We start from the raw sequence: 18,390 nt of genomic DNA, 5'->3' as shown, positions 1-18,390 counted from the left end.
CTCCGGGCAGTCCGCCGCCTTCGGGCGGCGAGAGAGGCGGTATCATGGTCGAACTCTTCGCACGTCTGACGCCGATGCGCTGGATCGTGGGGCTTGCGGCGCTTCTGGCGATCGCGGTCTCGGTCTGGCAGCTCGAGTCCGAGCGGCGCGGCATCGTGATCGCCCCGGTGCCCGGCACCGGCGCGACGCCCGCCACGGTCTACCGGCTGAGGGACGCGCCGCCCGCCCCGGTGGTGATCGTCTCGCACGGCTTTGCCGGATCGCGCCAGCTGATGCAGGCCTGGTCGCTGACGCTGGCGCGCGCGGGCTATGCGGCGGTTGCGTTCGATTACGAAGGGCACGGGCGCAACCCGGTGCCGATGTCGGGCGATCTCGACAGTCCCGAGGGCACGGCGCTTCTGCTGATGGCCGAGACGCGGCGGGTGACCGATGCGGCGCTGGCCCGGCCCTGGGCCGACGGGCGGGTCGCGATCCTCGGCCATTCCATGGGCAGCTATATCGCGATCCGCGAGGCGCGCGACGACGCCCGGATCGCGGCCACCATCGGGATCGCTGCGGCGAACGACTCGATCACCGCAACCGAGCCATCGAACCTGCTGATGATCAACGGGGAATGGGAAAGCCGGCTGGCCACGGACCCGCTCGAGGCGCTGCAGCTGGCCGATCCGTCGGCGCTGCTGGGCGATACCGTGGGCGATCCGGCGACGGGCACCGGGCGGCGGGCGCTGCTGGCCCCCGATGTCGAGCATATCGGCGTGATCTGGTCGCCGACCGCGCTGCGCGAGACGCGGGCCTGGCTCGATGCGACCTTCGGGCGGACAAGCGGCGGGCCGGTCGTCGAGATCGGCGGCTGGATCGCGCTGCTGCTGGTTGGCATCGTGGCGCTGGCCTGGCCTCTGGCGCGGATGCGCGGCCAGACCGAGGCGCCCCGGCCCGCGCCGCTGCCGCGCCGCCGTTTCCTGATCGTGGCGCTGCTTCCGGCGGTGGCGGTGCCGCTGATCCTGGCGCCGTTCGAAACCCGCTTTCTGCCGGTGCTGGTGGCCGATTACCTGGCCGTCCATTTCGCGCTTTACGGCGCGATGGTGCTGGCACTTCTGGCCTGGTGGGGCGAGGTGCGCTGGGCAGGCTGGCGCGAAATCGGCCGGATCCTGGCGCTGGCCGCGCTGGTGGCGCTTTACACCATCGGGGTCTTCGGCTTCGCCATGGATCGCTACGTGACCTCGTTCTGGCCGATCCCGATCCGCGGCCTCATCATCGCTGCAATGGTGGTGGGGGCGGTGCCTTACATGCTGTCGGACGCGCTGATGGTCGAGGGCGGCCGGGCGCCGGTCTGGCGCGGCCTTGTGTCGCGCGGCGCTTTCCTGGTCTCGCTCGGGATCGCCACCGCGCTCGATTTCCACCGTCTGTTCTTCCTGCTGCTGATCCTGCCGATCATCCTGATCTTCTATCTGCTGTTCGGCACCATGGGCGGCTGGATCGGCCGCGCCACGAACCGGCCTGCGGGCGTCGGTCTTGGGCTTGGCCTCTTCCTTGCCTGGGCGCTGGGCGTGACCTTCCCGATGTTCCAGGCCGTCTGATCCGGCCGTATCGCGGGACGGAGAGCGTGCTGGGGGTATTTTTTCCAAGAAGAAGAGACGGCTTGGGCTTCTTCTTGGCCCAAATACCCATGACGCAACAGGTGCCTCCGGGCTCTTCTTCGGGGCGGTTCAACCCCGCATCAGCCTGATCGCGGCCAGCCCGGCATCGGAAAGATCGAGAAGCCGCGCGAAATAATGTTCGCGTGCGGCGAAGCCGCGCCGCCCGGTGCCGGTAAAGGCGTCCTCCAGCGCGTCGATCAGCCGGTTCAACCGGCGCTGATGCATGCCGAGCGCCACCTGAACCGGGTCGGCGATCACGCCCGCGAAGGCCGCGACCAGCGCGCCAAGGCCGATCAGCGGCACGGTGATCGCGACGGTCATCCAGGCGGGCGCGGCGGCGGGAAAGACCCCGTACCAGGCGGTGCCGAGAAGCCCGCCCAGCGGGAAGGCGGCGATGGCGGCCTGATGCGCGACGATGGCGGCGATCCCGGGCGCGAAGGACACCATGCCGGGCGTCAGCGACTGGAAGGCCAGCGCGCCCGCCCCCATCGTGCCCAGCGCCGTGGTCATCTCGGCCACCGCCGAGCGGGTGCCGCCATAATCCCCGAGGGCCCGGGCGCCTAGAGCGGGGGCCTCGGCCCGCGCCGCGACCAGGGCTGCGAGGTCGGGCCGGGCGAGGATCGCGCGGGCCAGCGCATCCTTGCCGCTGGCGCCGCCGGGGCCGTCCCAGGGCAGTTCCAGCAGATCGACCACCACCGCGCGCTCGGCCGCCGTGGCGACGGCGGTGGGCAGCAGGATCTGCCGCGCGCCAAGCCAGGCCGCAACGCGGCGCGCGCCCAGTCGCCCGGCCCCCCAGGCGCCCAGCCGGGTCAGGATCAGCACCGGCGACAGCAGCACGTTGACCGGCGCCCTGAGCACATCCCAGCCCAGCGCGTGGCGGTGCAGCCGCAGCGCCCCGACGACCCCGAAGCGCCGCCGGGCAAAGGCCGGTACACGCGCGCGGCGCGCGGCGAAATAACTGCGCGCGGCGGCGATCAGGGCGGCATCGGTGTCGTGGCTCAGCGGCTCGGTCATGGCCGACCAGATGGGGGGGCGATGGCCTTCCGGCAAGCGGGTCAGCGGACTTCGAGGATGGAAATTCCGGTTTCGCCATAGCGGCGGCTGTCCAGAAGCTCGACCCCCTCGGGCGGGGTCACCGCCGCGCCCTCTTCCCAGACGATCAGGGCGCCCGGCGCGATCCAGCCGCCCGCAAGGCATGCGGCCAGCCCCTTTTCGCCAAGACCCTTGCCATAGGGCGGGTCCAGAAAGACCAGCGTCGCGGGCGCTTCGGGGGCGGGGCCGGGCCGGGTCGCGTTCCGGCGCAGGATCGTGCAGTCCGCCTCGGCCCGGCACAGCGCCACATTCTCGCGGACCAGCGCCAGCGCCGTCGTGCCGTCATCGACGAAGGTGACATGGGCGGCGCCGCGCGAGAGCGCCTCGAGCCCCAGCGCGCCGGTGCCTGCGAAGAGGTCGAGCACCTGGGCACCGCCGACCGGATCGCCATAGCCGCCGTTCAGCAGAAGATTGAAAAGGCTTTCGCGCACCCGGTCGGTCGTCGGGCGCAGATGCGCCGCCGGATCGCCCTTGCCGACCGAAGCCAGCGCCCGGCCGCGGAACCGTCCTGCCACGATCCTCATGCCGCCATCAGCGCCTTGAGATCGCCGGTGGCGACGCTTTCGGGATCGGGCGAGCGGCCCGCCTCGATCAGACGCTTGGCCGTCATGTAGGCGCGCGGGTCGTTCATCGCGTCGACCGCCAGCAGCTCGGCGCCGCGATAATACCAGTGGCTCACGCTGCCCGCGCGGTCGCCGGGGCGGACCACCACGCGGTCGTAGCCGAGGTTCAGCCCCGCGATCTGCAGCTTGACGTCATACTGGTCGGACCAGAACCATGGCTTCGGATCGTAGGGCGTGTCCGCGCCCAGCATGTTGGCCGCGACCGCCTCGGCCTGGTCGATGGCGTTCTGCACGCTTTCAAGCCGGATCCGGCCGCCGCGATAGGGCAGGCTGGTGCAGTCGCCCGCGGCCCAGATCGCGGGGTCCGAGGTCCGGCCCATCGCATCGACGGCGATGCCTGCCTCGACCGTCAGCCCGGCCGCCTCGGCCAGCGCGGTCGCCGGGGCGACGCCGATCCCGAGGATGACGAAATCGGCCTCGATGATGCTGCCATCGGCCAGCTCGGCACCGGTGACGCGGGTCTCGCCCAGCAGGCGGGTCAGGCCGGTCGCCTCGCGGATCTCGACGTCATGAGCGGCATGGAGCGCGCGGAACCAGTCCGAGGTCTCGGGCGCGGCAACGCGCTGCAGGATGCGCGGCGCGGCCTCGGTCAGGGTGACTTTCAGCCCCAGACGGGACGCAACCGCCGCCGCCTCGAGCCCGATATAGCCGCCGCCGACGATCAGCGCGCGGGCGCCGGAGCGGAAGGCAGGCGCCATCGCGTCGACATCGGCCAGCGTGCGGACCACATGGATGCCCGCAAGCGCGCCACCCTTGTCGGCGGGCAGGCGCCGGGGGGCGGCGCCGGTGGCGAGCGCCAGCATGTCATAGCCGATCTCTCCGCCTTCAAGCACCACCCGGCCGCGGGCGCGGTCGATGGCGATCACCGTTTCGCCCAGGCGGAGATCTATCCCGGCCTCGGCATAGAATGCCGGGGGGCGCAGATAGAGCCGGTCCAGCGGCATCTCGCCCAGCAGGTATTTCTTCGACAGCGGCGGGCGCTGATAGGGCGGCGCCGGTTCGTCTCCGATCAGGGTCAGCGGCCCGTCATGGCCAAGCGCCCTCAGTTTCGCGGCCAGCGCCGCTCCCGCCTGTCCGGCGCCGATGATAACGATGTGAGACATGGACTTCCGCTCTGGCACGATCCGGGTCGCACACTATCTGAGCCGCGAAACGCAATGCAATGGATCAGGAGGAAGAAGTCATGGCGATTTCCGAAGGCGACCGTCTGCCCGAGGCGAGCTTTACCGAAATGGGGGCAGACGGGCCGGGCGCCGTCTCGCTGTCCGGCAAGCTGAAGGGCCGCAAGGTGGTGCTGTTCGCGGTGCCGGGGGCCTTCACGCCGACCTGCCATTCGGCGCATATGCCAAGCTTCATCAAGGCGAAGGACAAGCTGGCCGCGAAGGGCGTCGACGAGATTGCCTGCATCGCCGTCAACGACCCCTTCGTGATGAAGGCCTGGGGCGAGGCGACCGGCGCGCATGCGGCGGGCATCACCATGCTGGCCGATGCCGATGCCAGCTTTACCAAAGCCATCGGCATGGATTTCGACGCGCCGCCCGCCGGGCTGATTTCGCGGTCCAAGCGCTATGCCATGCTGGTAGAGGACGGCGTGGTGAAGAAACTCAATGTCGAGGCGAGCCCGGGCGAATGCTCGATCTCGGCCGGCGAAACCCTGCTGGAACAGATCTGAGACCCGCGCCCGTCCCTTTGGGGGCGGGCGTCCGCGCTCAGGCGAGCGCGTCCATCTTTCGCGCCAGATCGACATCCTTCATGGTCAGCCCGCCCGCGTCATGGGTCGACAGCGTGACCTCGACGGTCTTGTAGACATTGGACCATTCGGGATGGTGGTTCATCTTCTCGGCCCAAAGCGCGGCCCGGGTCATGAACCCGAAGGCCGAGACGAAATCGCCGAATTCATAGGTCTTGGCGATGGCGTCGCGGCCCTCGACCTCGCTCCAGCCATGGGCGAGAAGCGGCGACAGTTCCAGCTTGCGTTCGTCCCCGGTCAGTTTTCCGGTCATTCCTGTTCCTCCTCCTGGTCTTTCACGGTCTTGCGGAACGGCCCGTAGGCGGTGATCACCTCGATCTCTTCGGCGACGGCCTCGCGCTCGGCCCGCAGGAAATGGTCGACCGCGGCCCGCAGCCCCGGATCGGCGATCCAGTGCAGCGAATGGGTGGGCGTCGGCAGATACCCGCGCGACAGCTTGTGCATGCCCTGCGCGCCCGCCTCGACGGTGTCGAGGCCATGGGCGATGGCAAAGTCGATGGCGCGATAATAGCACAGTTCGAAATGCAGGCAGGGGTGGTCCTCGACGGCTCCCCAGTAGCGCCCGTAAAGCCGCGACCGGCCGATGAAGTTCAGCGCGCCCGCGACGGGTCGGCCGTCGCTCTCGGCCAGAACCAGCAGCATGTCCTCGCGCATGGTCTCGTGCAACCGGTCGAAGCAGGCGCGCGTCAGGTAGGGCGTGCCCCATTTGCGCGCGCCGGTATCCTGGTAGAACCGCCAGAAGGCGTCCCAGTGCTCGGGCCGGATTGCATCGCCGTTCAGCGCCCGGATGGTGCCGCCGAAGACTGCCGCGGTGGCGCGTTCCTTGCGGATGTTCTTGCGCTTGCGCGAGGACAGCGTGGCGAGGAAGGCGTCGAAATCGGCATAGGCGCGGTTTTCCCAGTGGAACTGCTGGGTGACGCGATGCAACAGCCCCATTTCGCGGCCCGCCTCGGCCTCGGCCTCGGTGCAGAAGGTGATGTGGACCGACGAAAGCGCGTTCTGTGCGGCAAGGCGTACCGCCCCCTCGACGAGGGCCGCCCGCCCGCGCGTCTCCTGGCCCGGGCGGGTCAGGAACCGGCGGCCGGTGGCGGGCGTGAAGGGCACCGCGATCTGCAGCTTGGGGTAATACTGCCCGCCCGCCCGTTCATAGCCATCGGCCCAGCCATGATCGAAGATGTATTCGCCCTGGCTGTGGGATTTGGCGTAAAGCGGCGCGACGGCGAAGACGCCGCTTCCGTCGCGGGCCACCAGATGATGCGGCTGCCAGCCGGTGCCGGGCCCGACCGAGCCGCTGTGTTCCAGCGCCGCGAGAAAGCGGTAGGTGGTGAACGGATCTTCGGGGCGGCCGCCATCGGCCGCTTCGGGGCAGGCGCAGGCCTGCCACTGGTCCTCTTCGATCTGGTCGATCGAGGTCAGAACCTCGATCTCGACCTGGTCTGCCTCGAGCTCACTCGCGCGCATCTGTCCTGCCCCGGCTTTCCCCTTGAGGTGGGGCCGCCGGGGGCCGGGTCAAGCGGGCCGCGCCGCGGCGTAGCCCTCGAAGGTGATGTTCGCGGCGACCGTGCGGGCAATGCGCTCGTCCGCCGGGCTGCGCACCGTCCAGCACAGGATCGCGGCGCCCCGGGCCTTGAGCTCGGCCACCCGCGGCCGGGCCAGATCGCGCCAAAGATGCGAGATGAAGGACGCGCCGACCCGGTCGTAATCGGGGATCTCGCGCAGCGTGTCCCGCACCGGGGCATGCAGCGTCGGCCAGTCCTTCGCCTCATAGGCGCAGGTCGTCAGCCCGCGCGGCCGGTCGGGCGCGGCCTCGGCCAGCGCCGCCACGCTGTGCGGGTTGAAGGACATCAGCGCGACCGGGCCGTCATAGCCCCCGAGAGCCGCGGCCACCGCCCGTTCCAGCGGGCCGACGGCGGCGCCCATGGCCCCGTCCTGATCCTTGATCTCGATCAGCAGCGGCACCCGGCCCGCGACCTCGTCAAGCACCCGGTCGAGCGTCGGGATGCCCTCCGTGCCGCCACTCAGCGGGATCGCGCCCAGTTCGGCCGCGCTCCGGCCCGCGACCGGGCCGGTCTCGCCCGTCAGCCGGGCGAGGTCGTAATCGTGAAACACCATCGGCACGCCGTCGGCCGAGGGCTGGATGTCGATCTCGATGCCGTAGCCCCCGGCGATGGCGGCGCGCACCGCCTCGACCGAGTTCTCGGGCCGCCCGGCGGCGCGGTCATGGAACGCGCGGTGGGCGATGGGGGCCATGAGAAAGGCCGGGGGCAGGGGGGTCATGCGATCTCGAAGATGCCTTCGATCTCGACCGCGACGCCGAAGGGCAGCGAGGCCGCGCTGACCGCCGAGCGCGAATGCCGCCCGGCATCGCCCAGCGCCTCGACCAGAAAGTCCGAGGCGCCGTTCACGACCTTCGGCTGGTCGCCGAACTCGGGGGTCGAGTTGACGAAGCCGGTCAGCTTGACCACCCGGACCAGCCGGTCGAGATCGCCGCCGCAGGCTGCCTTGAGCTGGGCCAGAAGCGAGATCGCGCAGGCTTTCGCGGCCTCGGCGCCGGCGGCCACGTCCATGTCCGCGCCCAGCTTGCCCTGGATCATCGCGCCATCCCGGGCCGAGATCTGGCCCGAGACGAAGACCAGCGCGCCCGAGGTCACATAGGGCACGTAATTCGCCGCGGGCGCGGGGGCATCGGGCAGGGTGACGCCAAGCTCGGCCAGTCTGGCCTCGTATTTGCCGCTCATGTGGTCTCTCCGAAAGGGGTGGATCGTCGGTTCGGGCCGAAGCTACCCCCGCGCCGTGCCGGGCGGAACCCGTAAAATTCCTGCAACGCGCGCGCGTTTCCCTGCGCCTCTGCTCTTGTGATCTGCGCCCGGGCGTGGTTCCTTGGCGGGGTCTCGATATCAGACTGGATCCAGCTCGTGTCGTCTTTGCGGAAAGCCACCCTGTGGTCGGGCCGTCTTGCGGTTCTTTCCACTGTCCTTCTTCTGTCCGCCTGCGCGCGCCCCGAGGCGCCCGGCACGATCCGCGACCCTTACGAATCGCGGAACCGGCAGATTCACGAGGCCAACAAGTCGCTCGACCGCGGGGTGTTCCGTCCGGTCTCGACCGCCTATGGCAAGTCGGTGCCGCGTCCGGTCCGGACCGGTGTCAGCAATTTCGCCTCGAACCTGTCGCTGCCCGGGGCGATGATCAACAGCCTGTTGCAATTCCGCCCCGGCGATGCGGTTCAGAACGGCACGCGGTTCCTGATCAACACCACGGTCGGGCTGGGCGGGATCTTCGATCCGGCCACGCGGATGGGCGCGACCAAGGTCGACACCGATTTCGGCGAAACGCTCTATGTCTGGGGCATGCGCGAGGGCGCCTATGTCGAGTTCCCGGTGCTCGGCCCGATGACCGAACGTGCCATGATCGGACGTGCTGTCGATTTCGCGATGAACCCGCTGAGGCCGCTGGCCAATTCCGAAGAGCGCAATGTGATGGCGGGCACCGGGGTGCTTCGGGGGGCGGATGCACGTTATGAAAATTCGGATCTCGTAGATTCGGTCCTATATGAAAGCGCAGACAGCTATGCGCAGTCGCGCCAGATCTATCTGGACAGCCGGCGCCACAAGCTGAGCCGCAACCAAGAGACCGATTACTTCGACCCCTACGAGGATCCCTATGAAGACCCCAATGCCCAGTAAGCCCGTCCTCGCCCCGACCCGCCGCAGCCTGTTGCTGACCGGTCTGATGGCGGGTGCCGCCCTGGCCGTGTCCGGCCTGACGCCCGGACGCGCCCTTGCCCTGACCACCGACGAGGCCTCGCGCCTGATCGACAGCGTGGTCGGCGACATCAACAGCGCGATCAATTCGGGCGGCTCCGAAGCCCAGATGTTCTCGAAATTCGAGCGGATCTTCGCGCGCTATGCCGATGTGTCGGTGATTGCACGGTCCGTTCTGGGCGTTGCCGCGCGGCAGGCCAGTTCGGCGCAGCTGAGCGCCTTCACCGATGCCTTCCAGGGCTATATCGCCCGCAAGTATGGCCGCCGTTTCCGCGAGTTTGTCGGCGGTGATATCAAGGTGAACCAGGCCCGCCAGGTGAAGAACTTCTACGAGGTCAAGTCGACCGCGCTGCTGCGCGGCCAGTCCCCGGTCGAGGTGGTGTTCCTGGTCTCGGACCGCTCGGGCAGCAACAAGTTCTTCAACATCTTCATCGAAGGTGTGAACATGCTGGCCAGTGAACGCACAGAGATCGGCGCCATGCTGGACAAGCGCCGCGGCGATATCGGCGCGCTGACCCGCGACCTTCGAACCCTGGGCTGATCCCGGCATCTCGGTCGGGGGCCAGGGTCCCCGCAAATCGTTGACGCTGAGCGGGTTCCGCTCACCTTTACGGGCCACTGCGGGCTTTCCTTCCCCAAGATCTTCGGTCGGGGCGCCCTGATGCCCCGCCGACAGTCGCAGCGTCTAGCGGCTTCGAATCCCAGCCGATGGCCGCCGGTGCAGTTCGGGCTATCGCTCGCGGGCAGGCTGGCCTGCACCGGACCCCGTCCGACGACAATCCGGACCTTGTCCCGCAGGGCCGCGACCGCCTCTGCATCCGCGCCTTCGATACGCAAGAGATCCGTCGGGCCGCGATGCGGGGCCGTCGCCGTCGGCGCCATCCTGTTGAAGAGATGGAAGGCGACGGCTCGGCTCTGCCGCGCCGGTCTTTTGCACTGCGTCAAGCGCCTCGGGCGGTTACGCGAAGTCATCGTCCCGGACTGCGGTCTGATGACGCGAGCCCGCGAAGCTCTCGTCCCTGCCGGCCGCGGTCGTGGCCCGACGCGCGGCGGCCGCTTGGGCATCCACCCAGAGCCGCGCGGCCCGGTTCAGGTCCGCCGGTCAAGTGCTTCGGTCAATTTCGGGCCCCGAACGCCCCCAGCACGCTGCGCAGGATGTTCTCGGCCAGATTGCCGCCGTCGTCGCGGTTGTCCTGCACGGGCTGTTGCTGGCCCCATCCGCCGGTCCCTGGCCCGGCCGACTGGCCCGGATAGCCGGGCTCGCCCGCGACGGGCGGCGGCGCCTCTTCGGGCAGCAGCATCGGCAGCGGCCGGGGTGGCACGCCCTCGTGGACGCGGACCATGGCCTCATGCCAGATCTCGGCGGGCAGGCCGCCGCCGGTCACGCCCTTCAACGGCGTGTTGTCGTCATAGCCCATCCAGACCCCGGCCACGTAATCGGCCGAAAAGCCGATGAACCAGGCATCGCGCGCCGCCGAGGTGGTGCCGGTCTTGCCCGCGACCTGCCGGTCCGAAAGCTTGGCCCGGTGGCCGGTGCCCGCCTCGACCGCGCGCCACATCATGTAGACGAGGCTTTGGGCGGCGCGTTCGGAGATCACCCGTTCGCCCATGCCGCCCTCCTGACCCATCAGCGGCGTGTCATCGCCCTTTAGCCGCAGCTCGGTCAGGCCATAGGGGGTCACGCTGGATCCGCCGTTGAGGATGCCTGCATAGGCGCCGGTCATGTTGATCAGGGTCGATTCCGACGCCCCCAGCGCCAGAGCCGGGCCCGCGGCCAGATCGGCCTGAAGCCCGAAGTCATGGGCGATGCGGCGCACGTTCTCGCGGCCCACCGCCTCGGACACCTTGACCGCCGGAATGTTCAGCGAATGCTGCAGCGCCTCGGTCAGGGTCACGCGGCCGCGGAACTTGTGGTCGTAATTGTCGGGCGAATAGGGGCCCGAGCCCGGCACGTTGATGGTATAGGGCTCGTCCACCACGGTCGCGTTCGGGGTGTAGCCCAGATCAAGCGCCGCGGCATAGACGAAAGGCTTGAACGACGACCCGGTCTGGCGGAGCGCCATGGTCGCGCGGTTGAACCCGCCGACCGCGGTCTGGCGCCCGCCGACCATGGCCCGGACCGCGCCGTCGGCCGACATCACGATGATCGCGGCCTCGGCCTTCGAGCCGTCCTTGACCTTGGTCTCGAACACCTCCTTCAGCGCGTCTTCGGCCGCCTTCTGGATGCGCGCATCGAAGGTGGTGCGGATGATCACGTCCTCGGTGGTGTCGCGGGTCAGGAAATCGGGGCCCGCGCCCATCACCCAGTCGGCGAAATACCCGCCCGCGCGCGACTCGGCGGCTTCGGACAGCTTCGCCGGGTTGGCCTTGGCGATGGCGGCCTGTTTCGGCGTGATGTAATCTTGGTCCTGCATCAGCCCGATGATCAGGTTCGCCCGGTCGCGCGAGCGTTGCAGGTTGTTGGTGGGCGCATAGGTCGTGGGGGCCTTCAGAAGCCCCGCCAGCATCGCCGCCTCCGAGACGTTGACCTGGTTCGCGGACTTGCCGAAATAGCGCTGGGCGGCGGCCTCGAAGCCGCGCGTGCCCGCGCCCAGATAGGCGCGGTTGAGGTAGATCGTCAGGATCTCGTCCTTGGAATATTTCACCTCCATCGCCATCGCGTAGAGGGCTTCCTTGATCTTCCGGCCAAGCGTGGTGCGGCGGCAGTCGGCCTCGTAGGCGGCCTCGGTCTTCCAGGTCTTCGAATCGTAGGGCACGCCGAGGCACAGCAGCTTGGCGGTCTGCTGGGTGATGGTGGACCCGCCATTGCCGGACAGCGGGCCGCGCCCCTCGGCCAGGTTGATGCGAATCGCGCCCGCGATGCCGCGCGGACTGATCCCGAAATGGCGGTAGAAGCGGCGATCTTCGGTCGCGACCACGGCGTTCTTCAGGGCGGGCGCAACGGTTGTGGCGGTGATCTGGCCGCCGAACTGTTCGCCGCGCCAGGCGAAGACCTTGCCGTCGCGGTCGAGCAGGGTGACCGAACCGCGGTTGCGTCCGTCCAGAAGCGCCGTCATCTCGGGCAGTTGCTGCTGGAAATAGAAGACCCCGCAGCCGATCGCGACCACGCCCAGCAGTGCCAGCCGCACCGCCGTGCCCAGAAGCGACCGGAACAGCCCGCGGAACAGGCCCGAGATCGCGCGAACAAGCGGGTTTCCGCGCCGTGCGCGCCCGCCCCGCCGTCCGCCGCCGCTGCCCCCGCCGCTGCGGGTCCGGGGCTTGCGGCCGCTCGGCTGCGCCTTGCGCGCGGTTTTCTTCGGATAGCGCCGATCCGCCACCAGGGGCGGCGGCCTGCGTCCCGTGCTGCCCATTTCCGTCGACTGCCTCGTCTGCCTTTTGCCCGAACCATATCGCGCGCGCGCCGGATTGTGGAGGTCGAAGGCGTCGCGCGGCGGGTTTTCAGAATGCCCGAAATTCCAGCGGAGATGCATATCTGTGCAAAAATTGTGCATTATCGCCCGCCTCACGCCCGGTTCCTGACCTCGATCCGCTTGTGTCGGGTGGGCTTCGCGGCCCTTCCTTGCCGCTGTGAAAACCCGCAGGGGTCACCTGCTCAACGGAAGGGGCACAACGTGAAACTCATCATTGCTGCAATCAAGCCGTTCAAGCTGGAGGAAGTGAGGGAAGCCCTCACTGCAATCGGCGTGCGCGGCATGATGGTGACCGAGATCAAGGGCTTCGGCTCGCAGTCCGGTCACACCGAGATCTACCGCGGTGCGGAATATGCCGTGAACTTCGTTCCGAAAGTGAAACTCGAAATCGTCGTGACCTCGGCCATGGCCGATCAGGTCGTCGAGACGATCGCCAAGACCGCCAAGACCGACAAGATCGGCGACGGCAAGATTTTCGTGCTGGACGTGAACCAGGCGGTGCGTGTCCGGACCGGCGAAACCAACGAAGACGCGGTGTGACGCGGACGTATCAGGGATAGAGAGACAACGAAAATGGCGAATATCAAACATATTCTCGGCCTGGCGGCGTTGACCGCGACGGCCGCGGCGCTTCCGGCGCTGGCACAGGATGCCGCCACGGCCGTCGAGGCCGCCGCCGAAGCCGCGCCGATCATGGACAAGGGCGACACCGCCTGGATGATGACTGCGACGATCCTGGTTCTGTTCATGACCATGCCGGGCCTGGCGCTGTTCTACGGCGGCCTGGTGCGTCAGAAGAACATGCTGTCGGTCCTGATGCAGTGCACGCTGATCACCGCGATGATGATGGTGATCTGGGTGTTCTGGGGCTATTCCTTCGCCTTCGGCGGCAGCAGCTCGCCGTTCTGGGGCGGCTTCGGCAAGCTGTTCCTGTCGGGCGTCACCGTCGATTCGACCGCTGCGACCTTCACCGATGGCGTGGTGATCCCGGAATATGTGTTCATCGCGTTCCAGATGACCTTTGCCGTCATCACGCCCGCGCTGATCGTCGGCGCCTTCGCCGAGCGGATGAAATTTTCGGCCGTGCTGCTCTTCATCGCGATCTGGACGACCTTCTGCTACTTCCCGGTGGCCCACATGGTCTGGGACGGCGCGGGCCTGCTGTTCAACCTTGGTGCGCTGGACTTCGCCGGCGGGACCGTGGTCCACATCAACGCCGGGATCGCGGCGCTGGTCGGTGCCATCATGGTCGGCCCCCGCATCGGGCTTGGCAAAGAGAACATGGCGCCCCATTCGATGACGCTGACCATGGTCGGGGCCTCGATGCTGTGGGTCGGCTGGTTCGGCTTCAACGCCGGGTCCAACCTCGAAGCCAACGGCTTCACCGGCCTGCCCTTCATCAACACCTTCGTCGCCACCGCCGCCGCGATCCTGTCCTGGTCGGCCGTCGAGGCGCTGACCCGCGGCAAGGCCTCGATGCTGGGCGCCGCTTCGGGCATGGTTGCGGGCCTCGTGGCCATCACCCCGGCCTGCGGCCAGCTGGGTCCGATCGGTGCGATCCTGCTGGGCCTGATCGTGTCGCCGATCTGCTACTTCTTCGTGGCGACCGTGAAAGCCAAGTTCGGCTATGACGACGCGCTGGACGTGTTCGGCGTGCACGGCATCGGCGGCATCGTCGGCGCGCTGGGCACCGGCCTCTTCGGCGGCTCGATGTTCGGCGGTCAGGGCGGCGAGGACTACTCGACCATCGGTCAGACGATCGTTCAGGCCGAGGCCGTGCTGGTCACCATCGTGTGGTGCGGTGTGGTTTCGGTGATCGCCTACAAGATCGTCGACATGATCGTCGGCCTGCGGGTCGATACCGACAGCGAACGTCAGGGTCTCGACCTCACCAGCCATGGCGAGTCGGCCTACCACAGCTGAACCGGGGCCCCGGTCCTCAAAAATGCGAACGGCGGGGAAGTTTCCCCGCCGTTTCCTTTTATGCCCGCGCTGGGCGGGGCGGGCTAGATCCCCGCGGCCAGCATCGCCTCGGCCACTTTCGGGATATTGGTTTCCGACAGACCGGCGAGGTTGATCCGCCCGTCGCCGACCACATAGACGCCATGGGTCTCGCGCATCGCGGCGACCTGGTCCGGGGTCGCGCCGATCAGCGAGAACAGCCCCTTCTGCCCGGCGAGGAAGGCAAAGCGGTCCGAGCCGCTGGTTTCGCGCAGCCGGTCGGCCAGCGTCCGGCGCAGGGTTTCGATCCGGGTGCGCATGGTCTCCAGCTCGGCCGCCCAGTCGGCCCGAAGCTCGGCATCGCCCAGGATCGCGGTCACCACGCGGGCGCCGTGATCGGGCGGGAAGGCGAAGTTCTGGCGGTTGAGGTTCGACAGGTTGCCGCGCACCAGCTCGCGCGCGGGCGCGTCCGGGGTCAGCGCCAGCACCGCCCCCACGCGTTCGCGGTACAGCCCGAAATTCTTCGAACAGCTGACCGAGACCAGCATCTCGGGCAGCGCCCCGGCCAGAAGCCGCAGCCCGGCGGCATCGGCCTCAAGACCGTTGCCGAAGCCCAGATAGGCCAGATCGACCAGCGGCAGCGCGCCGGTGCGGCTCAGGACCTCGGCAATGGCGGCCCAGTCCGCCAGCGCCAGCTCGGCGCCGGTGGGGTTGTGACAGCAGCCATGCAGGATCACCACATCGCCCGGGCCGCTGGTCTCGAGATCGGCCAGAAGGCCCGAGACGTCGAGCGCATGCGCCTCGGCGTCGTAGTAGCGGTAGGCGACTTCGCCGAGCCCGAGGAAATTCACGATGGCGGCGTGGTTCGGCCAGGACGGCGCCGGAATGAAGACCCGCGCGGTGCGGTCGGCCAGCCGCACCAGCTCCAGCGCCTGCCGCACTGCGCCGGTGCCGCCGGGCGTCGCCACCGCGGCGACGCGGCCCGCAGGCACGGCCTCGCCCAGCACCAGCGTCCGGATCGCGTCGAGAAAGGCCGGATCGCCCTCGATGCCCACATAGCCCTTGCTGTCCTGGGTCCGCCACAGGGTCTCTTCCGCCGCCTTGACCGCCCGCATCACCGGGGTCCGGCCCTCGGCGTCGCGGTAGACGCCGACGCCGAGGTCGATCTTGTCCGCGCGCGGATCGGCGCGGAACTGCTGCATCAGCCCGATGATCTTGTCGGGGGATTGCGGGGAAAGTCGGTTCAGCATCGTGCAGGTCCCGTTTCGACCGGAAGGTCTCCGTACATGCCCCATTCCGACCACGAGCCGTCATAGAGCGAATGGTTGCGATGCCCGATCACCTCGAGCGCGAGGCTGAGGATGGCGGCGGTCACGCCCGAGCCGCAGGAGGTGATGACCGGCTTGCGCAGGTCGACCCCGGCGGCCTCGAACACGGCTTTCAGCGCCTCGGGGCTTTTCATCGTCGCATCGGCATTCAGCAGGCTGGCGAAGGGCACATTCTTCGAGCCGGGAATATGGCCCGAGCGCAGGCCCGGCCGCGGTTCCGGGTCCTTGCCCTCGAAGCGCGCGGTCCCGCGGGCATCGACGATCTCGTAATCGCCAAGCTTCGAGGCGGCCGCGACCTGGGTCACGTCCTTGACCAGCCCGGCCTGGCGCTGCACCGTCATGTGGCGGTCGCGCACCATCGGCGGCAGGTCCTCGACCGGGCGCTCTTCGGCCCGCCATTTCGGAAAGCCGCCATCCAGCACCGCGATATCGGTCTTGCCCATCAGCCGGAAGGTCCACCAGACCCGGGCGGCCGAGAACAGCCCCGCGCTGTCATAGACCACCACCTGATGGCCGTCGCCCACGCCCATGGCACGCAGGCGGCTGATGAACTTCTCGGGCGGCGGGGCCATATGCGGCAGGGTCGAGCGCTGGTCGGAAATCTCGTCGATATCGAAGAAGCGCGCGCCGGGAATATGGGCCGCCTGATACTCGGCACGGGGATCGCGCGGGGTGTCGGTGGCAAAGACCGGCCGACAGGACGCATCGAGGATCCTCAGATCGGGATCGTTCAGATGCGCCGCAAGCCAGTCCGTCGAGACCAGCGTTTTCGGATCGTCGTAGCTCATGACCTCCCCCTCCGGCTGCGCAGACACCGTTTCCCTTAGAACGGCGCCCCTGCCGAGGCAAGGCGGGTGTCAGCCGTGATCCTTCAAAAGCCGGGCCTTCTGGCGCTGCCAGTCGCGCTTGGCTTCGGTTTCCCGCTTGTCCTGGGTCTTCTTGCCCTTGGCGATGCCGATCTTCAGCTTCACCAGCCCCTTGTGGTTGAAGTACAGCACCAGCGGCACCAGCGTGTAGCCCTTGCGCTGGGTGTCGGACCAGAGCCGCGCCATTTCCTTGCGGCTGACCAGAAGCTTGCGCTTGCGGCGTTCCTCATGGCCCCAGGTGCGGGCCTGTTCGAAGGGCGGGACATAGCCGTTGATCAGCCACAGCTCGCCCTCTTCGACCGAGGCATAGCTTTCGGCGATGTTGGCGCCGTTCTCGCGCAGCGACTTGACCTCGGAGCCCTGCAGCATGATCCCGCATTCGAGGTCGTCCTCGATCGCGTAATCGTAGCGGGCCCGCCGGTTCTCGGCGATCACCTTGTAGTTCGGGTCTGACTTCGCATTGGCCATGGTGGAGGCGATATAGGCCATCGCGCGCCGCCATGAAAGGGCGCCCGCCCTCGGCCGCGGCTTCTGTTGCATTTCGCGAAACGCAGCGTTTCGGAAGTGCGCGGTGCAATTGTGGCAACATCGGGGCAGCGTCACAGTTTCCGCAGCCGAAACGGACTCGGGGCCTCAACGCCCGAAACGGCGCCCCGGCCCGCGGCTGCGGGCTCTGGCGGAAACGGTTGCCCAAAGTGACCTTGGGTCAGGTTTGTCGGTCCGTCGAAGACATATCAAATTTGATCATAATTCTTCCCGACTGCGGTCCGAATCGAGGCGCCATATCGCGGACATGGATCGACGTGTGGTTACCGATCCTGTGTGAAGGGCCGCGTATCTGGCCTGTAGCAAGTGCAATGTTACTTGGGGCGCACCACGTGAATGGTGACTTCGGTTGGTGTGACCGGTGCGCCCCAGGGGTTTCCTCCAGCCTCCCCGATTGCACGCCGGATTGATCCGGTGCCGGTCCGGGCTAGCTCGTGACCGGGGCCGGTCCGGGCGACCGGACAGCCCCGCAGGCATGCACAGGAAGGGAGGACCCCATGTACGCTCGCCCCGCCACTCTGTCCCCAGCCAAGCCGTTCGCGGTCTCTTGTCTGGTTCCGTCCCTGGCATTTGCCGCGCTGACGGCGCTGGCGGTTCCGGCTTTGGCCGATGACCACCGGACGCCCTCGCCCGACGGTGCGCGGGTGTTCATCGTCAGTCCTGAAGATGGCGCCACGGTGTCCTCGCCGCTGTCGGTCGTCTTCGGCATCGAGGGCATGGAGGTGGTGCCGGCCGGCACCGACGCGCCCGCCAGCGGCCATCACCACCTGATCGTCGACGCGCCGCAAGAGGGCTTCGATTTCTCGCAGGCGGTTCCGGCAGACGACCATCACATCCATTTCGGCGGCGGTCAGACCGAAACCACGATCGAGCTCGCCCCCGGTCCGCATACGCTCTGGCTGCTTTTGGGCGACGCGAACCACGTGCCCCACGATCCGCCGGTCATGTCAGAGCCGATCGAGGTGATGGTCGAGTAGGCCCTAATCAGCCGTTCCCGGCGGCAGGTCGACCGACGCAAGCCAGGGCTTGATGTCGATCAGTGGGGTGCCGTCGAAGCAGTCGAGCGCGTCGACGGTTACCCGCCCGGCGTCCAGATCGAGCGCGGTGATGGTCACCGTCGACTGGCTGATGGTATTGGGCCGGTTGGGCGAGCGCAGCGCGAAGGTCCCGCGCGGGCCGTCCACATGGCGCGGCGCCTGCACCAGCAGGTCGCGGCGCGCCCGGTCCATCCAGTACAGCACAATCACCGGCTGACCGACCGCAAGCCCCCTCAGCGCTGGGGCGAAGGCGGGGTCCAGTTCCAGATGGGCGGGCGCGCTCCGTTCGCGCGCCCGGCCGATATTCTTGGGGCAGTCTTCGGGGCCCCAGGGCGTCCGCGCCCGGCCGATGACGCGCAGCGCCGGACCGTCGGCGGGGCCGAGATCCCCGGCCGCCAC

The 18,390-nt window shown here is 68.4% G+C and carries 19 protein-coding genes; 7 read left to right on the top strand and 12 right to left on the bottom strand.

What is annotated here, in order from left to right; translation table 11 throughout:
• Window positions 1-44 precede the first annotated feature (44 nt).
• Complete coding sequence (locus EV657_RS02960; protein ID WP_134077081.1) at window positions 45-1,577, top strand: alpha/beta hydrolase family protein; 1,533 nt, start codon at window positions 45-47, stop codon at window positions 1,575-1,577.
• A 129-nt stretch (window positions 1,578-1,706) separates the two neighbouring features.
• Here the strand turns inward: EV657_RS02960 and EV657_RS02955 are convergent, their stop codons facing one another.
• Genes EV657_RS02955 through EV657_RS02945 form a run of 3 tightly spaced genes read right to left on the bottom strand, consistent with a single transcriptional unit; the run spans window position 1,707 to window position 4,455 of the window.
• Window positions 1,707-2,651: a DUF6635 family protein gene (locus EV657_RS02955; protein WP_075784292.1), complete on the bottom strand. Its 945-nt coding sequence runs from the start codon at window positions 2,649-2,651 to the stop codon at window positions 1,707-1,709.
• Between the two features lie 41 nt (window positions 2,652-2,692).
• Window positions 2,693-3,253: a 16S rRNA (guanine(966)-N(2))-methyltransferase RsmD gene (rsmD, locus tag EV657_RS02950; RefSeq protein ID WP_113670103.1), complete on the bottom strand. Its 561-nt coding sequence runs from the start codon at window positions 3,251-3,253 to the stop codon at window positions 2,693-2,695.
• The gene (locus EV657_RS02945; protein ID WP_134077080.1) at window positions 3,250-4,455 is read right to left on the bottom strand and encodes an NAD(P)/FAD-dependent oxidoreductase; all 1,206 of its coding nucleotides are present in this window, start codon (window positions 4,453-4,455) and stop codon (window positions 3,250-3,252) included. The genes rsmD and EV657_RS02945 overlap by 4 nt, the downstream gene beginning before the upstream one ends.
• Window positions 4,456-4,535: 80 nt before the next feature.
• On the opposite strand from EV657_RS02945, the gene EV657_RS02940 reads away from it, so the two are divergent.
• Window positions 4,536-5,024 carry a peroxiredoxin gene (locus tag EV657_RS02940; protein ID WP_075784295.1) on the top strand — a complete coding sequence of 163 codons (489 nt, stop codon included), beginning with the start codon at window positions 4,536-4,538 and terminating at the stop codon, window positions 5,022-5,024.
• 37 nt (window positions 5,025-5,061) lie between these two features.
• Here the strand turns inward: EV657_RS02940 and EV657_RS02935 are convergent, their stop codons facing one another.
• The 4 genes from EV657_RS02935 to EV657_RS02920 are packed head-to-tail and all read right to left on the bottom strand — an operon-like array spanning window position 5,062 to window position 7,840.
• Entirely contained in the window at window positions 5,062-5,355 is a 294-nt protein-coding gene (locus EV657_RS02935) for a 4a-hydroxytetrahydrobiopterin dehydratase (protein WP_113670105.1), read from the bottom strand.
• Complete coding sequence (locus EV657_RS02930) at window positions 5,352-6,563, bottom strand: GNAT family N-acetyltransferase (RefSeq protein ID WP_134077079.1); 1,212 nt, start codon at window positions 6,561-6,563, stop codon at window positions 5,352-5,354. Before EV657_RS02930 ends, EV657_RS02935 begins: the two co-directional genes overlap by 4 nt.
• A 48-nt stretch (window positions 6,564-6,611) precedes the next feature.
• Window positions 6,612-7,379 carry a glycerophosphodiester phosphodiesterase family protein gene (locus EV657_RS02925; protein WP_134077078.1) on the bottom strand — a complete coding sequence of 256 codons (768 nt, stop codon included), beginning with the start codon at window positions 7,377-7,379 and terminating at the stop codon, window positions 6,612-6,614.
• The gene (locus EV657_RS02920; protein WP_113670108.1) at window positions 7,376-7,840 is read right to left on the bottom strand and encodes a RidA family protein; all 465 of its coding nucleotides are present in this window, start codon (window positions 7,838-7,840) and stop codon (window positions 7,376-7,378) included. The genes EV657_RS02925 and EV657_RS02920 overlap by 4 nt, the downstream gene beginning before the upstream one ends.
• Window positions 7,841-8,017: 177 nt before the next feature.
• Here EV657_RS02920 and EV657_RS02915 point away from each other — a divergent pair, with 177 nt between their 5' ends.
• Both EV657_RS02915 and EV657_RS02910 read left to right on the top strand, forming a co-directional pair.
• Entirely contained in the window at window positions 8,018-8,785 is a 768-nt protein-coding gene (locus EV657_RS02915; protein ID WP_166673626.1) for an MlaA family lipoprotein, read from the top strand.
• Window positions 8,775-9,404 carry an MlaC/ttg2D family ABC transporter substrate-binding protein gene (locus EV657_RS02910; RefSeq protein ID WP_113670110.1) on the top strand — a complete coding sequence of 210 codons (630 nt, stop codon included), beginning with the start codon at window positions 8,775-8,777 and terminating at the stop codon, window positions 9,402-9,404. The genes EV657_RS02915 and EV657_RS02910 overlap by 11 nt, the downstream gene beginning before the upstream one ends.
• 574 nt (window positions 9,405-9,978) lie before the next feature.
• Here the strand turns inward: EV657_RS02910 and EV657_RS02905 are convergent.
• Window positions 9,979-12,213 carry a transglycosylase domain-containing protein gene (locus EV657_RS02905; RefSeq protein ID WP_075787444.1) on the bottom strand — a complete coding sequence of 745 codons (2,235 nt, stop codon included), beginning with the start codon at window positions 12,211-12,213 and terminating at the stop codon, window positions 9,979-9,981.
• A 261-nt stretch (window positions 12,214-12,474) separates the two neighbouring features.
• Between EV657_RS02905 and EV657_RS02900 the strand changes: the two genes are divergently transcribed.
• Both EV657_RS02900 and EV657_RS02895 read left to right on the top strand, forming a co-directional pair.
• On the top strand, window positions 12,475-12,813 hold the full coding sequence (locus tag EV657_RS02900) for a P-II family nitrogen regulator (protein ID WP_075784302.1): 339 nt from the start codon (window positions 12,475-12,477) through the stop codon (window positions 12,811-12,813).
• Window positions 12,814-12,846: 33 nt separating this feature from the next.
• Entirely contained in the window at window positions 12,847-14,196 is a 1,350-nt protein-coding gene (locus EV657_RS02895; RefSeq protein WP_075784303.1) for an ammonium transporter, read from the top strand.
• A gap of 83 nt (window positions 14,197-14,279) precedes the next feature.
• Here the strand turns inward: EV657_RS02895 and EV657_RS02890 are convergent, their stop codons facing one another.
• From EV657_RS02890 to smpB, 3 genes are all read right to left on the bottom strand, one after another.
• Window positions 14,280-15,464: an amino acid aminotransferase gene (locus EV657_RS02890; RefSeq protein ID WP_134077076.1), complete on the bottom strand. Its 1,185-nt coding sequence runs from the start codon at window positions 15,462-15,464 to the stop codon at window positions 14,280-14,282.
• A complete protein-coding gene (gene sseA, locus EV657_RS02885) occupies window positions 15,458-16,330 on the bottom strand; it encodes a 3-mercaptopyruvate sulfurtransferase (RefSeq protein ID WP_134077075.1) in 873 nt (290 codons plus the stop codon). The genes EV657_RS02890 and sseA overlap by 7 nt, the downstream gene beginning before the upstream one ends.
• Before the next feature lie 69 nt (window positions 16,331-16,399).
• Window positions 16,400-16,876: an SsrA-binding protein SmpB gene (gene smpB, locus EV657_RS02880; protein ID WP_075787445.1), complete on the bottom strand. Its 477-nt coding sequence runs from the start codon at window positions 16,874-16,876 to the stop codon at window positions 16,400-16,402.
• Between the two features lie 575 nt (window positions 16,877-17,451).
• Between smpB and EV657_RS02875 the strand changes: the two genes are divergently transcribed.
• Window positions 17,452-17,931, top strand: a complete 480-nt coding sequence (locus EV657_RS02875) for a DUF4399 domain-containing protein (protein WP_134077074.1) — start codon at window positions 17,452-17,454, stop codon at window positions 17,929-17,931.
• 3 nt (window positions 17,932-17,934) lie between these two features.
• On the opposite strand, the gene EV657_RS02870 is transcribed toward EV657_RS02875, so the two are convergent.
• Window positions 17,935-18,390, bottom strand: a complete 456-nt coding sequence (locus EV657_RS02870; RefSeq protein ID WP_243628009.1) for an SAM-dependent methyltransferase — start codon at window positions 18,388-18,390, stop codon at window positions 17,935-17,937.

The organism is Rhodovulum visakhapatnamense (assembly GCF_004365965.1).
In the GTDB taxonomy this organism is placed as follows: domain Bacteria; phylum Pseudomonadota; class Alphaproteobacteria; order Rhodobacterales; family Rhodobacteraceae; genus Rhodovulum; species Rhodovulum visakhapatnamense.
Note: the sequence above shows the minus strand (reverse complement) of the source record. Positions and strands in the feature narration are given on the sequence as shown.